17 protein-coding genes and 2 tRNA genes are annotated in these 14,286 nt (G+C 36.2%); 11 read left to right on the top strand and 8 right to left on the bottom strand.

Features of this window, described 5'->3' with window-relative positions; genetic code table 11:
* Nucleotides 1–137 precede the first annotated feature (137 nt).
* The 9 genes from purT (at nucleotide 138) to H4V97_RS12440 (ending at nucleotide 5,554) form a co-directional block, all read left to right on the top strand.
* Complete coding sequence (gene purT / locus H4V97_RS12480; protein ID WP_209549869.1) at nucleotides 138–1,298, top strand: formate-dependent phosphoribosylglycinamide formyltransferase; 1,161 nt, start codon at nucleotides 138–140, stop codon at nucleotides 1,296–1,298.
* A gap of 2 nt (nucleotides 1,299–1,300) precedes the next feature.
* Nucleotides 1,301–1,627, top strand: a complete 327-nt coding sequence (locus H4V97_RS12475) for a DUF6370 family protein (RefSeq protein WP_209549868.1) — start codon at nucleotides 1,301–1,303, stop codon at nucleotides 1,625–1,627.
* Nucleotides 1,628–1,632: 5 nt separating this feature from the next.
* Nucleotides 1,633–2,208, top strand: coding sequence for a Crp/Fnr family transcriptional regulator (locus H4V97_RS12470; RefSeq protein ID WP_209549867.1), 576 nt, complete (start codon nucleotides 1,633–1,635; stop codon nucleotides 2,206–2,208).
* Between the two features lie 175 nt (nucleotides 2,209–2,383).
* Complete coding sequence (locus H4V97_RS12465; protein ID WP_196849754.1) at nucleotides 2,384–3,100, top strand: pirin family protein; 717 nt, start codon at nucleotides 2,384–2,386, stop codon at nucleotides 3,098–3,100.
* A 21-nt stretch (nucleotides 3,101–3,121) separates the two neighbouring features.
* Nucleotides 3,122–3,397 (top strand): GNAT family N-acetyltransferase, encoded by a 276-nt coding sequence (locus H4V97_RS12460; protein WP_196849753.1) that lies wholly within the window; start codon nucleotides 3,122–3,124, stop codon nucleotides 3,395–3,397.
* Between the two features lie 36 nt (nucleotides 3,398–3,433).
* Entirely contained in the window at nucleotides 3,434–3,841 is a 408-nt protein-coding gene (locus tag H4V97_RS12455) for an OsmC family protein (protein ID WP_196849752.1), read from the top strand.
* Nucleotides 3,842–3,843: 2 nt separating this feature from the next.
* On the top strand, nucleotides 3,844–4,071 hold the full coding sequence (locus H4V97_RS12450) for a (4Fe-4S)-binding protein (protein ID WP_196849751.1): 228 nt from the start codon (nucleotides 3,844–3,846) through the stop codon (nucleotides 4,069–4,071).
* A gap of 243 nt (nucleotides 4,072–4,314) precedes the next feature.
* Entirely contained in the window at nucleotides 4,315–5,187 is an 873-nt protein-coding gene (fabD, locus tag H4V97_RS12445) for an ACP S-malonyltransferase (RefSeq protein ID WP_209549866.1), read from the top strand.
* Nucleotides 5,188–5,302: 115 nt separating this feature from the next.
* Entirely contained in the window at nucleotides 5,303–5,554 is a 252-nt protein-coding gene (locus H4V97_RS12440) for a hypothetical protein (RefSeq protein ID WP_196849749.1), read from the top strand.
* Between the two features lie 92 nt (nucleotides 5,555–5,646).
* Here H4V97_RS12440 and galE read toward each other — a convergent pair whose 3' ends face one another.
* Both galE and H4V97_RS12430 read right to left on the bottom strand, forming a co-directional pair.
* Nucleotides 5,647–6,660 carry a UDP-glucose 4-epimerase GalE gene (gene galE / locus H4V97_RS12435; protein WP_209549865.1) on the bottom strand — a complete coding sequence of 338 codons (1,014 nt, stop codon included), beginning with the start codon at nucleotides 6,658–6,660 and terminating at the stop codon, nucleotides 5,647–5,649.
* Nucleotides 6,661–6,714: 54 nt separating this feature from the next.
* Nucleotides 6,715–7,845: a DegT/DnrJ/EryC1/StrS family aminotransferase gene (locus H4V97_RS12430; protein ID WP_209549864.1), complete on the bottom strand. Its 1,131-nt coding sequence runs from the start codon at nucleotides 7,843–7,845 to the stop codon at nucleotides 6,715–6,717.
* Nucleotides 7,846–8,022: 177 nt separating this feature from the next.
* Here H4V97_RS12430 and H4V97_RS12425 point away from each other — a divergent pair, with 177 nt between their 5' ends.
* Both H4V97_RS12425 and H4V97_RS12420 read left to right on the top strand, forming a co-directional pair.
* Nucleotides 8,023–9,264, top strand: a complete 1,242-nt coding sequence (locus H4V97_RS12425) for a 3-deoxy-D-manno-octulosonic acid transferase (RefSeq protein WP_209549863.1) — start codon at nucleotides 8,023–8,025, stop codon at nucleotides 9,262–9,264.
* Between the two features lie 281 nt (nucleotides 9,265–9,545).
* On the top strand, nucleotides 9,546–9,788 hold the full coding sequence (locus tag H4V97_RS12420; RefSeq protein ID WP_196849745.1) for a hypothetical protein: 243 nt from the start codon (nucleotides 9,546–9,548) through the stop codon (nucleotides 9,786–9,788).
* A gap of 163 nt (nucleotides 9,789–9,951) precedes the next feature.
* Here the strand turns inward: H4V97_RS12420 and H4V97_RS12415 are convergent, their stop codons facing one another.
* From H4V97_RS12415 to mutS, 6 genes are all read right to left on the bottom strand, one after another.
* Complete coding sequence (locus tag H4V97_RS12415; protein ID WP_196849744.1) at nucleotides 9,952–10,299, bottom strand: DUF1508 domain-containing protein; 348 nt, start codon at nucleotides 10,297–10,299, stop codon at nucleotides 9,952–9,954.
* A gap of 210 nt (nucleotides 10,300–10,509) precedes the next feature.
* Nucleotides 10,510–10,791, bottom strand: a complete 282-nt coding sequence (locus H4V97_RS12410; RefSeq protein ID WP_196849743.1) for a GIY-YIG nuclease family protein — start codon at nucleotides 10,789–10,791, stop codon at nucleotides 10,510–10,512.
* A gap of 96 nt (nucleotides 10,792–10,887) precedes the next feature.
* Nucleotides 10,888–11,169 carry a GIY-YIG nuclease family protein gene (locus H4V97_RS12405; protein WP_209549862.1) on the bottom strand — a complete coding sequence of 94 codons (282 nt, stop codon included), beginning with the start codon at nucleotides 11,167–11,169 and terminating at the stop codon, nucleotides 10,888–10,890.
* Nucleotides 11,170–11,220: 51 nt separating this feature from the next.
* Nucleotides 11,221–11,306: transfer RNA gene (locus tag H4V97_RS12400), tRNA-Leu, on the bottom strand.
* Between the two features lie 11 nt (nucleotides 11,307–11,317).
* Nucleotides 11,318–11,393 (bottom strand) — tRNA-Gly (locus H4V97_RS12395).
* Nucleotides 11,394–11,542: 149 nt separating this feature from the next.
* Nucleotides 11,543–14,149 carry a DNA mismatch repair protein MutS gene (mutS, locus tag H4V97_RS12390; protein ID WP_209549861.1) on the bottom strand — a complete coding sequence of 869 codons (2,607 nt, stop codon included), beginning with the start codon at nucleotides 14,147–14,149 and terminating at the stop codon, nucleotides 11,543–11,545.
* Between the last annotated feature and the right edge of the window lie 137 nt (nucleotides 14,150–14,286).

Genomic DNA, 14,286 nt, shown 5'->3' with positions numbered 1-14,286 from the left:
ATCTCTCCGTTTCACTACGAGGATATCGCCTCTATCCCTTACGCTGAAAAAAGATTCCGTGCACGAACAATTGATTGTACGGACAGGTCGCGTGTACGGATAGGTCGCGACCTGTCCCTACAAAAAAAACAAAAAACATGAAAATACTCTTACTAGGCTCAGGCGAATTAGGAAAAGAATTTGTAATCGCCGCACAACGCATCGGACAAATAGTAATCGCGGTCGATAGTTACGAAAATGCGCCTGCCATGCAAGTGGCTCATGATTTTGAAGTCATCAACATGCTTGATGGAGAAGCTTTAGATCGTATTGTAGCCAAACACAAACCTGATTTTATTGTCCCTGAAATAGAAGCCATTCGCACCGAACGTTTTTATGATTACGAAAAGCAAGGCATTACCGTGGTTCCCTCTGCAAAAGCGGCAAACTTTACGATGAATAGAAAAGCAATCCGTGATTTGGCTGCCAAAGAATTGGGTCTAAAAACGGCCGTTTATCGATACGCCACCACTGCCGATGAATTACGAAAAGGAGTTGAAGCCGTGGGAATGCCATGTGTTGTAAAACCCTTAATGAGTTCCTCAGGAAAAGGACAATCTACGATAAAAACCGAAGCCGATATTGAAAAAGCATGGAAGTATGCCGTGGAAGGTTCCCGTGGCGATGTGGTGGAAGTAATTGTAGAAGCCTTTGTCAAATTCAATTCGGAAATCACCTTATTGACCGTTGTTCAAAACAACAACCCAACTTTATTTTGCGCTCCTATTGGTCATAGACAAGAACGTGGCGATTACCAGGAAAGCTGGCAACCCGCCAGAATTTCAGATGCCGATTTATACGAAGCACAAGACATGGCCGAAAAAGTAACTGAAGCTCTGGGTGGCGCAGGACTTTTTGGCGTAGAATTTTTCTTGACGGATGACGGCGTTTATTTCTCGGAATTATCGCCTCGTCCGCACGATACAGGAATGGTAACATTAGCCGGGACACAAAATTTCAATGAATTCGAATTGCATTTACGAGCCATTTTGAGTTTACCAATCTTCGAAATTACATTAGAAAAAGCCGGAGCGAGTGCTGTAATTTTAGCCTCGGAAAACTCCACAAATCCTAGTTATACTGGAATAGAAAACATTGCCGCTTTACCAAAAACGGACTTCAGAATCTTTGGCAAACCAACAGCTAGACCATTTAGAAGAATGGGCGTAGTTTTAGTCAATGATACTTTAGAAACGCCAATTGAAGAAATAGTCGAAAAAGCAAAAAAAACAGCTACCTTAGTAAAAGTAAATCCATAATCATGAAAAAATTAATAGTAGCCACATTTTTATTTGTTACAGCAATAATAAGTGCGCAAGACAAAAAAGACCAATCTAAAACCCAAATTGTCGACGCTGCTTGCGGACAATGTCAATTTGGAATGGAAGGAAAAGGATGTGAATTAGCAGTTCGTATTGATGGAAAAAGTTATTTTGTAGACGGTACTTCCATCGATTCTCATGGTGATGCCCATGCGAACGACGGCTTTTGTGCAGCTGTTAGAAAAGCAGCAGTGGTCGGTGAAATAAAAGACAACCGTTTTGTAGTTTCAGAATTTAAATTACTTCCTGAGGAAAAGAAAAAATAACAAAGTTGTCTTTGATTCTTCAAAATATTACCAAGCATGTAACTCTTACTCCAGCAGAAGAGCAGCTTTTTTTGTCTAAAATTGAAAAGCATCATTTTAAAGCTAAAAGTCTTTTGTTAAATTCAGGACAAGTTTGCAAACATTCTTATTTTGTAAACTCTGGAATTTTGAGAAGTTTCAATATTAATGACAACATTGTAGAGCATGTTTTAAACTTTGCCTGCGGAGGTTGGTGGATTGGTGATATGTACAGCTTAATTTCGCAAAAACCCGGCAATCTTTTTATTGAAGTTTTAGAAGATGCCGAAGTCGTTATGCTTTCAAAAGAAAATCAAGAACAACTTTATATAGAAATTCCAAAACTAGAACGCTTTTTTAGAATTCTAACCGAAAATTCATTGGTAGCCAACCAAGAACGATTGATGGATAATTTAAGTTTATCAGCAGAAGAGCGCTTTGAAAAATTTTGCAAAAGATATCCTAGCCTAATTCAAAAAGTACCGCAAAAACAAATTGCTTCTTATATTGGCGTAACACCCGAATTCTTTAGCAAGATGAAAAGTCGGTTACTTAAGAAGTAGTATTCAGTCGCAGTTTTCAGTAGCAGTGTGAAAATGAATAAGTACAGTTGCAGTTTGCAGGATGACTGAATACTGCGACTGAAAACTGAAAACTAACTTCTTAATCTACATTAAGTGCCAACTCCGTTCAATGATTGTAAATTTGTATCATAATAATTACTAAATTTATTACATTATGGAAAATACAATCATACATAAAGCAAATACACGTGGTCATGCTGATCACGGTTGGTTGAATGCTTATCATAGTTTTAGTTTCGCCAATTGGTACAACCCTGAAAGAGTTCAGTTTGGCGCACTTCGTGTTCTAAATGATGACACTATTGCAGCCGGAATGGGTTTTGGAACACATCCGCACGATAACATGGAAATTATCACCATTCCTCTTGAGGGCGATTTAGCGCACAAAGACAGCATGGGCAATACCGAGACCATTAAAAGTGGCGATATTCAAGTCATGAGCGCCGGGACTGGAGTAAAACATTCTGAGTTCAATCCGAATGCGGATCAAAGAACAAAATTATTGCAAATTTGGGTTTATCCAAACCAACAAAATGTGGAACCCCGTTACCAGCAAATCACTTTAAACCCTGAAGACCGAAAAAACAAATTGCAACAAATTCTTTCACCAAATGCAGACGATGCCGGTGTTTGGATTCATCAGGATGCTTGGTTTCATTTGGGTAAATTTGACAAAGACTTTTCAGTACCTTACAATTTTAAAAAAGAAGGAAATGGCGTTTATGCCTTTATCCTTTCAGGTACTATAACTATAAACGGACAAGAATTAGAGACTCGAGATGGTTTTGGGATTTGGGACACGAATTCTTTGGATATTAAAGCGACTTCAGATGCGGAATTTTTATTGATGGAAATCCCAATGCAACAATAACAAAATATAATTACCACTGAAATGGTTGAATTAGAATACAACGATAAAAAAGGATACTTTTATGTAATGATTGAGGATAAAATCGAAGCAAAAATGACGTTTGTTTTTGCTGGCGAAAATAAAATCATCATTGATCATACCGAAGTAAACCCGGGCAATAACGGAAAGGGTTTTGGAAAAAAGATGGTAGAAAAAGCAGTCGAATTTGCTCGAGAAAAAGGCATCTCCATTCTTCCTTTATGTCCGTTTGCCAAAAGTGTGTTTGATAAAACACCCGAATTCAGAGACGTCTTGTAATCAGCGCGGAACCGACTAATTATTTAAAATTAAATTATGACAAATTTATTAGAACAAGACATCACCGGTCATATTGGATTACAAAAATATTTATGTACCATTTCATGGAGAAACGGTTCGCTTATTATGGATGAACCGAAAAGTATAGATGGAAATGATCTTGGTCCAGATCCATACTCAATGTTCCTCGCCTCTCTTGCAGGCTGCACTTTGTCGACCTTGCGCATGTATATTGACCGGAAAGGCTGGGTGATCCCCGAAATCAATATTACATTAAATGCTACACAAGAAACTGGGGATGAATTGACAACTACCATCTCCAGAAGTATTACTTTCTCAACAGAAATTACTACAGAACAAAAAGAACGATTACTGATAATTGCAAATAAATGCCCCGTTTCTAAAATTTTGAAAGGAAATATAACCATTAACACCAAATTATAATTATGGATCCTAAAGACATTAAAAAAGAATATACCAATGGTGAAGTTACCGTGGTATGGCAATCAGGAAAATGCATTCACTCAGGCAACTGCGTACGCAATAATCCGGAAGTGTTTCAGCCTAGAGAAAAACCTTGGATTAAAATTGAAGGTTCTTCGACAGAGAAAATTATTGATACGGTAAAAAAATGTCCATCGGGAGCCTTATCATATTACGAGAATAAAAAATAAATATTATTTTGAAAAGAAAAGCGTTGTGGAAATACAGCGCTTTTTTTGTTTGTTGAAATCCCAATCAGTTTCTTTTTAGCCCTGATGGAAGCGGAAATCCTCGCAGAGATTGCAGCGTACAGCAGGAGGAATGCTCATAAGACCAACAAAAGTTGGTGCTCCTAAAAAAAATACTATTTTTGCAGTCGGTTTAATTTCTCTTCATATTGAGAACTTGAAACCTTAAACTTTAAACAAAATTTTATGAAAGCATACGTATTTCCAGGTCAAGGCGCACAATTCACAGGAATGGGCAAAGACTTATATGAAAACTCCCCATTAGCAAAGGAATTATTCGAGAAAGCCAATGACATATTAGGTTTTCGCATCACAGATATCATGTTTGAAGGTACGGCCGAGGAATTGAAAGAAACCAAAGTCACACAGCCGGCGGTTTTTTTACATTCGGTGATTTTAGCTAAAACTTTGGAAGATTTCAAACCAGAAATGGTGGCGGGGCATTCTTTGGGAGAATTTTCAGCATTGGTGGCGAATGGTGCTTTATCATTTGAAGATGGATTGCGATTGGTTTCCCAACGTGCTTTGGCGATGCAAAAAGCCTGCGAAATAAAACCTTCGACTATGGCGGCGGTTTTAGGATTAGCAGACAACATCGTGGAAGAAGTTTGCGCTTCGATTGACGGAATCGTGGTCGCTGCCAATTATAACTGCCCGGGACAATTAGTGATTTCAGGAGAAACCACCGCAGTAGAAAAAGCCTGTGAAGCGATGAAAGCCGCTGGCGCAAAAAGAGCTTTGTTATTACCTGTTGGTGGCGCATTTCATTCCCCAATGATGGAGCCGGCAAGAGAAGAACTGGCCGCAGCTATTGAAGCAACTACCTTCTCTACTCCTATTTGCCCAGTGTATCAAAACGTAACGGCAACTGCTGTTTCTGACCCCGCTGAGATTAAGAAAAACCTGATTACACAATTGACAGCTCCAGTAAAATGGACACAATCCGTACAACAAATGATTGTTGATGGCGCCACTTTTTTTACAGAAGTTGGTCCCGGAAAAGTATTAGCTGGATTGATAGGAAAAATTAACAAAGAAGCAGTGACTGCAAACGCATAATTACAGTTTTAATAAATATATGATCCTCATAAGCGAAAGTTGATGGGGATTTTTTTTATATTTGGAAAACATCAGGATAAAACGTTATATTTATTAATCCTCAAACAAAACAAAAATGAAAAAAACAATTTTAGCATTAGCTTTTATGGCTGTTGCAATGATTTCTTGCCAAGACAAAACAAAAGATAAAATTGAAGATGCTTCACAAGCCGTAGGAGATGAAGTAGAACAAAAAATGGATACTGTTTCCACAAAAGTTGAAACGGCAATTGATTCCACTCAATCAAAAACAGCTAAAGTTCTTGAAAAAAGTGCCGAAAAACTTGATAATGCGGCGGAAAAATTAAAAGAAGCTGCTAAGAAGTAATTCAAAAAATCCCAAACTATCATCTCGATAATTTGGGATTTTTTTTTATTTTTAAATCTGGAATCTGCCTTCCGCAATTTGAAACCTGAAATCTAACTTCTAATTTTCTGTTCCCACTTCCAGGCGCTTTCCATCGCTTGCTCTAATGTCGATTGCGCTTTCCAGCCCAGTACGGTATTCGCTTTATCCGTATTGGCATAAGCCGAAGTAATATCTCCTTCTCTGCGAGCAACGATTTTGTAAGGCAATTTTTTACCGCTAACTTTTTCGAATGTTTGAATAACTTCCAGTACAGAACTTCCTGTTCCTGTTCCTAAGTTAAAAGTCTCCACTTTGTCAAGATTCTTTTTGTTCAATAGTCTTTGCAAAGCTATAACATGGGCTTTCGCCAAATCTACAACGTGGATATAATCTCTTATACAAGTTCCATCAGGCGTTGGATAATCATCGCCATAAACAGATAATTCTTTTCGCAAACCAAAACCGGTTTGCGTAATAAACGGCACTAAATTTTGAGGAACTCCAATAGGCAATTCGCCAATTTCAGCTGAAGGATGCGCGCCTATTGGGTTAAAATAACGCAATAAAACGGCACTAATATTTGACACTTTAGCAACATCAGTGATTATTTCTTCTCCTATTTGTTTTGTATTTCCATACGGAGACATCGCGGTTTGAATCGATGCATCCTCAGTAATAGGCATTTTTTCAGCTTGACCGTAAACGGTACAAGAGGAGCTAAAAATAAAGCTTGCTTCGGGTTTTTTTTGTAATTCCTGCAAAACATACACCAATGCATTGATATTATTTTCATAATACAATAACGGATTTTCAACACTTTCACCAACCGCTTTTGAAGCAGCAAAATGTATTACGCCCGAAATATCGTGATGACGCATGAAAAAATCCTGCACTTTATCCTTCTCGCGTAAATCCAGCTTTTCGAATGCGGGAATTTTTCCGGTAATCGACTCAATTCCGTCTAATACACTCAAGGAAGTATTAGAAAGATTATCTACAACCAGTACTTCAAACCCTTCGTTTTGTAATTCGACAACGGTATGAGATCCTATAAATCCTAAACCACCTGTTACTACTATTTTCATCTTAATTCTTTGTTGTATATCATAAAAATAGACGCGTTAAATCGCGTCTCTGGGTTATTTCAAAAATTCCAAAACGCTATCGGTAATGAATTTAATTTGTTCGTCATCCAGTTCGGTATGCATAGGTAAAGAGATTACCTCTTTGACCAATTGATTAGTAACCGGAAAATCTTCTTCTTTATATCTTGCGTCCAAGTATGCTTTTTGCGCATGTAACGGAATCGGGTAATAAATGGCGCATGGAATACCTTTGTCTAGCAAATGTTGCATTAAACCATCTCTATCCGCGTTGATAATTCTCAACGTATATTGGTGAAAAACATGACAGTCACAAATGTCGCAAATACTTGGTGCAACAATATTTTTATGTCCTTCAAAAGCACCAGAATATTTTCTGGCAGCATCTTGTCTTGCTTTGTTATATTCATCCAGTAAAGGTAATTTAGCGTTTAAAACTGCTGCTTGAATACTATCTAAACGCGAATTAACCCCCACAACATCATGATGATAACGCTCGTACATTCCGTGATTTACAATTCCGCGAAGTTTGTGTGCCAAGGCATCGTCATTGGTGAAAATTGCTCCACCATCACCATAACATCCTAAATTTTTAGACGGGAAAAAGGAGGTAGATCCTACATGTCCTATCGTTCCTGCTTTCTTTTTAGGTCCATTCGAAAAATTACAGTTGGCTCCAATAGCTTGTGCATTATCTTCAATAACATAAAGATTGTGTGCTGCAGCCAAAGCCATAATTGCCTCCATATTTGAAGCACGTCCAAACAAATGAACTGGTACAATCGCTTTGGTTTTTGGAGTAATTGCTCGTTTTATTCCTTCGATAGAAATATTCATATTGATTAGATCCACATCTACCAAAACTGGAGTCAATTGCAACAACGCAATAACTTCGACAGTTGCGGCAAAAGTAAAATCGGCAGTGATTACCTCATCTCCCGGCTTTAAATCTAATCCCATCATCGCTATTTGCAAAGCATCAGTTCCATTTGCACAAGGAATTACATGCTTTACATCTAGATATTCTTCTAAAGATTTTTGGAACTGATGAACTTGAGGTCCGTTAATGTAGGTATTGGTATCTAAAACTTCTTGAATAGAGGTATTTACGTTATCTTTTATTTTATCATATTGACTTTTTAAGTCAACCATTTGAATTTTTTTCATTGAGATTTTCTTTAAAATTTATCCTTAAACGGATCAAAGGATGACTTTCTTTTACGGCTTGAAGTTCTAGAACACAACAAACGCTTTCTTGAAACGAAGAACAAAAATAGTTATTTAATGACTTATTACAATGAAAATTATTTAAAGTGATGTAATTTAGCACACAAATTTTTAACGATGCTTTTCCTTTATAATCTATTTGTGATTTTTGTTTCACAAGCCTTAAAATTAGTCGCTCTTTTCAGTCCAAAAATTAAACTTTTTGTGGAAGGCCGAAAAGATGTTTTTGCTACTTTGGAACAAAAAATAAAACCTACCGATAAAACCATTTGGTTTCATACTGCATCTCTTGGCGAATATGAACAGGGCCTTCCGGTGATTGAAAAAATCAAAGAAAAATATCCTTCCCACAAAATTGTAGTGACATTTTTTTCGCCTTCGGGATATGAAGTTCGGAAAAACAATACCGTTGCTGATGCCACGGTTTATTTACCTTTGGATACCAAAAAAAATGCACAACATTTTTTGGAAATAGTCCATCCTGATCTGGTTTTCTTTATTAAATATGAATATTGGCTGAATTACTTGAATGAACTTAAGGAACTAAACACACCCACTTTTCTGATTTCTGGCATTTTTAGAGAAAATCAAATGTTCTTTAAATGGTACGGGGGATTTTACAGAAAAGCATTAGACGCGTTCACTTATTTTTTTGTACAAAATGAAGGTTCAAAAAAATTATTACTGCAATTATGCAAGACTAACGTAGCCGTTTCTGGCGATACCCGTTTTGACAGAGTTGCGGCAATTCTGAAAAAAGACAATTCTTTGGATTTTATTTCTGAATTTAAAAACAACACACTCACGGTCGTAGTTGGGAGTTCATGGCCAAAAGACGAAAATTTATTGGTCGATTATATCAATTCGACGAATCATGCGATTAAATTTATTATTGCGCCACACAACATTAAATCCGAACAAATTCAGCAACTGAAAAACGGCATTTCCAAAAAAACCGTTTTGTTCTCAGAAATGGAAGGCAAAAACCTTGCTGATTACGATGTTTTTATAATTGATACGGTTGGGATTCTGACCAAAATTTACAGTTATGCCGATATCGCTTATGTGGGTGGCGGTTTCGGGAACCCAGGCGTTCATAATATACTTGAACCTGCCACTTATGGAGTTCCGATAATTATGGGACCAAACTACTCCCATTTTGCCGAAGCAACGGCGCTAGTGAACCTTGAAGGCTGTATATCCATTTCCAACAAAAAAGAATTAGAAACCGCTTTTAGGGACTTAATTCTTATTGAAGTAGAAAGACAAGAAAAAGGTCATATCTGTAGCACTTTTGTACAAATGAACAAAGGAGCCACCGCTATTATTATGAATACTCTTGCAAATTTTGAATTGTAGTAATTTTTTAAGCACATTAAATCATTAAATATCTATTGTATTTCGTTACACTATGCGCCATAATTGGATAAAAATAGATTATAAAAAAAGCCTGACAAGTATGATTCATTGAAATAACCATGAATATTAAGCAAAATTATCCCGTGGCATAATAGTTGTTAGTAATGAGAATGTTGGGGTTAAATATTATTTTTTAAAAAAAAAATAAAAAAATATTTTACATATTAAAAAATTTATATCTTTGCCCCGAATTAATAATTAACCTTTTATAATAAAGTAAGATGAAAAAAGTATTTTTAAGTTTAGCTGTTGTTGCTGTTTTAACTGTTGTATCATGTAAAAAAGCTGAAGCTCCTGCTTCTGACGCTGCTGTAGTTGATTCTGCTGCTGTTGTTGTTGACTCTGCTGCTGCTGTAGTTGATTCTGCTGCTGCTGTAGTTGATTCTGCTTCAACTGTTGCTACTGATGCTGCTGCAACTGCTACTAAAGCTGCTGCAACTGCTACTGAAGCTGCAAAAAAATAATTAGAATTCAATTCTAAAAATTTTAAAGCCATCCGCCTAGCGAGATGGCTTTTTTAATTATTTATACTGACGTTTTTAAAGCGCCATATAGATAGAAAAAAGAGAGCAATGGTAAAAATCCCATTGCTCTCTTTTTTATTAATACATCACTTCGGAAGTAAGCCTAATCATCGAAAATAAAATCATTTACCGAAAAATCTAAAATTTCGGCTATTGATCCATAGCGAACAATTTCATCTATTCCTTTTTGAAGCCTCAATGAAGTGGTATATTTTCTACTGATAGCAAGATGACATCCCTTAAGCATCAATTTAAAATAATACTTGCCATTGGAAGATTTAAACTTTAAAAAATCTGCTGAGTCGACATTCTCTTTTAACTTCTCAATATCTTCCTCACACTCAAACTTAAGTTCGTAACTCAAACTAGTAAAAATAATCTTTCCCTTTCTGGAAGTAAAAACAAATTTATACTCGTCATTAAATCTTTTACTAATTACAAAGGCTCCCATAGGCTTATTTAAAATGAATTACGCCATCAAATTCTAAATGACAACAATTGTTTCCAAACCACATCAAAAAAACGACACAGGCCGCATTTTATTAAGAACTATAAAATCTAAATGGAATTACTATAAAATAAAAAAAGCTCCAAACGTAGTTTGAAGCTTTTCTAGTACTCAGAGCGGCTCCGAAGCTTCGGAGTTGAACCCCTATAAACATTATAATTTATTTTGAATATCTAACAAAATATCCGGATCAACGATCACTTTCTCTAAAAAAACTCTAGACTTCATTCTTTTTAAAAATTTCTCTAATCTATAAGCCTTCTCACTTGATTCGCATTCAAAACTTAAATTCAATTCCCAAGGAATCCCTTTTACGGTATATGAATCATTATAAAACCCCGAATTATGCTCAAGCAATCTTACTTCAACTTTATCTGTTGTTCCAATGTAATACCTATCTAATTTTTTAGAATAAATTATATATATGAAATACATTTAAAATTGTTTTATAAAAAAAGCTCCAAACGTAGTTTGAAGCTTTTCTAGTACTCAGAGCGGCTCCGAAGCTTCGGAGTTGAACCCCTGTAAACATTATAATTTATTTTGAATATCTAACAAAATATCCGGATCAATTATTACTTTTTCCAAAAAAACCCTAGACTTCATTCTTTTTAAAAACTTCTCTAATTTATAGGCATTTTCACTTGATTCACATTCAAAACTTAAATTCAATACCCAAGGAATTCCTTTGGCAGTATACGAATCACTATAAAACCTCGAATTATGCTCATGTAACCTTACTTCAACTTTATCTGTTGTTCCAATGTAATACCTATCTAATTTTTTAGAATAAATTATATATATGAAATACATTTAAAATTGTTTTATAAAAAAAGCTCCAAACGTAGTTTGAAGCTTTTTTAGTACTCAGAGCGGGACTTGAACCCGCACGAACATTGCTGTTCACTGGATTTTAAGTCCAGCGTGTCTACCAATTTCACCATCCGAGCATTATGTGGTGTGGAGCGAAAAACGGGGCTCGAACCCGCGACCTCGACCTTGGCAAGGTCGCGCTCTACCAACTGAGCTATTTTCGCATTTTCAATTCGCCTTGGCGAACCGCGATACTTGTTCTGTATTGCGGATGCAAATTTAGGACATTTATTGAATTACACAAGCCTTTTTTACAAAAAATTCACAGATTAAAGGTAACATTCTGATAACGTAAACTTTAAAACGAAAGAAATTATTTTCGAGTCAACATTCTTTTAATTTCATTGAGTTTCATCAATGCTTCCATGGGAGTTATCGTATTTATATCCAAATTTAAAATCTCTTCTTTGATTTCTTCCAATAAAGGATCGTCCAGATTAAAGAAACTCATTTGCATTTCGTCCTTTGCTGATTTAATTCCGTTTAAGGCATCGCTTGAATGATTCTTCTCCAGCTTTTTTAATAGTTTTTGAGCCTTCAAAATCACTATCTGTGGCATACCGGCCATTTTCGCAACATGTATTCCAAAACTATGCGCACTACCTCCTTTTACCAATTTTCGAATAAAAAGAACCGTATCTTTTAATTCTTTGACAGAAACATTATAATTTTGGATTCTCGGCAACGACTCACTCATTTCATTTAACTCATGGTAATGTGTCGCGAATAAGGTTTTTGGCTTTGAAGGATGCTCATGCAAGAACTCCGCAATCGCCCAGGCAATGGAAATCCCATCATAAGTACTGGTTCCCCTGCCTATTTCATCTAATAGCACCAAACTTCTGTCTGAAATATTATTCAAGATGGAAGCTGTTTCGTTCATTTCGACCATAAAAGTGGATTCGCCCATAGAAATATTATCGCTGGCTCCTACTCTGGTGAATATTTTATCGATAATTCCCATTCTCAAGCTATCCGCGGGAACAAAGCTTCCCATCTGAGCCAAAAGTACAATCAAAGCAGTTTGACGCAAAATAGCCGACTTACCAGACATATTGGGACCCGTAATCATTATCAATTGCTGCGTTTCTCTATCTAAGAAAACATCATTGGCGATATATGGCATTCCAACAGGCAATTGTTTCTCGATAACGGGATGTCTTCCGTTTTTGATTTCAAGTTCGAATGATTCGTCTAATTCCGGACAAACATATTTATTTTCGATTGCCAATTGGGTGAAAGAACACAAACAATCCAGTTGTGCAACTAAATTGGCATTCATTTGCACCGGTTTTATGTATGTAGCGATCCAAGCGACTAATTGTTCGAATAACTCTACTTCAATTTTATGGATTTTCTCTTCGGCACCAAGAATCTTGGTTTCGTATTCTTTTAATTCTTCGGTGATATAACGTTCTGCATTGACCAAGGTTTGTTTTCGAATCCATTCCGCGGGAACTTTATCTTTGTGTAAATTCCTGACTTCGATATAATATCCGAAAACATTATTAAAAGAAATTTTCAAAGAAGAGATTCCGGTTAATTGTGATTCTCGTTTTTCGATTCCTTCTAAGAATTCTTTTCCAGAGGTTGATATCGCTCTCAAATCGTCTAATTCGGCACTAATTCCTTTCGCAATTGCATTTCCTTTGGCAACAGCCACCGGAGCATCTTGATTCAGTGTCGTTTTTATTTTTTCGCGTAATAAATCACAACTGTGAAAACTGTCACCTATTACTTTTACGGCCTCTTGCGGACTTTGCAACGCCAAAGTCTTTATAGGAATAATAGCATCCAACGATTCTTTTAAATAGACGACTTCGCGTGGCGATACTTTCCCAGCAGCAATTTTGGAAATCAAGCGCTCCAAATCTGAAATCTGCTTGATTTGCTGCTGAATATTTTTTAAAACGTCCTGATTTTCTTTTAAATAAGAAACCACCTGATGACGACTTCGTATTTTATGACTGTCTTTCAAAGGCAAAGCCAACCATCGTTTTAACAGACGACCGCCCATTGGCGAAAGCGTTTTATCAATAACATCGAGCAGGGTAACCGCATTTGGATTATAACTATGATACAATTCAAGATTGCGAATGGTGAATCGGTCCATCCAGACATAAGCATCTTCAGCAATACGTTGAATAGCAGTGATATGTTGTACTCTATTGTGTTGTGTTTCGGACAAATAATACAAAATAGCACCCGAAGCAATAATTCCTTCTTTCAATTCTTCGATTCCAAAACCTTTTAGAGATACCGTTTGAAAATGTTTAGTTAAGATTTCAAAAGCATAATCTTCCTTATAAATCCAATCTTCCAGATAAAAACTATGATAATCCTCCCCAAAAATTTCGCGGAAATCATTTTTGTTGTTTTTTGGAATCAGAACCTCACTTGGATTAAAATTCTGCAAGAGTTTATCGATATATTCTGCATTTCCTTGGGCAGTAAGAAATTCACCCGTGGACACATCCAAAAAGGAAATTCCAATAGATTTATTGGCAAAAAAAATGGATGCCAAAAAATTATTTGTTTTTGACTGCAAAACCTCATCATTCATGGAAACTCCTGGAGTTACCAGTTCGGTCACGCCACGTTTCACAATGGTTTTAGTCATTTTTGGATCTTCGAGCTGATCACAAATTGCTACACGGAGTCCTGCTTTGACTAATTTTGGCAAATATGTATTTATAGAATGATGCGGAAATCCTGCCAAAGCTGTTTCCGTTTCAGAACCTGCGCCGCGCTTTGTTAAGGTTATACCAAGAATCTTAGACGCGCGTACCGCATCTTCCCCAAAAGTCTCATAAAAATCTCCTACTCGAAACAACAAACACGCATCAGGATATTTCCTTTTGATCTCGTTGTATTGCTTCATTAATGGCGTTTCTTTAACCGGTTTATCTTTAGATGCCAACTTATTTTATATTTAAAAAATGAAAAAAAATCTATCAGCGAATTTATATATTTAAAGCCAATTATTAAGACTCCAAAAAAATTAAATATTTTTAAGCAAAAATTAAGTCATTGGCATGATTTTTTCTTTAAATTTGT

The organism is Flavobacterium sp. CG_23.5, from assembly GCF_017875765.1.
Classification (GTDB): domain Bacteria; phylum Bacteroidota; class Bacteroidia; order Flavobacteriales; family Flavobacteriaceae; genus Flavobacterium.
The sequence above is the reverse complement of the archived record's forward strand: the minus strand, read 5'-3'. Positions and strand labels throughout refer to the sequence as shown.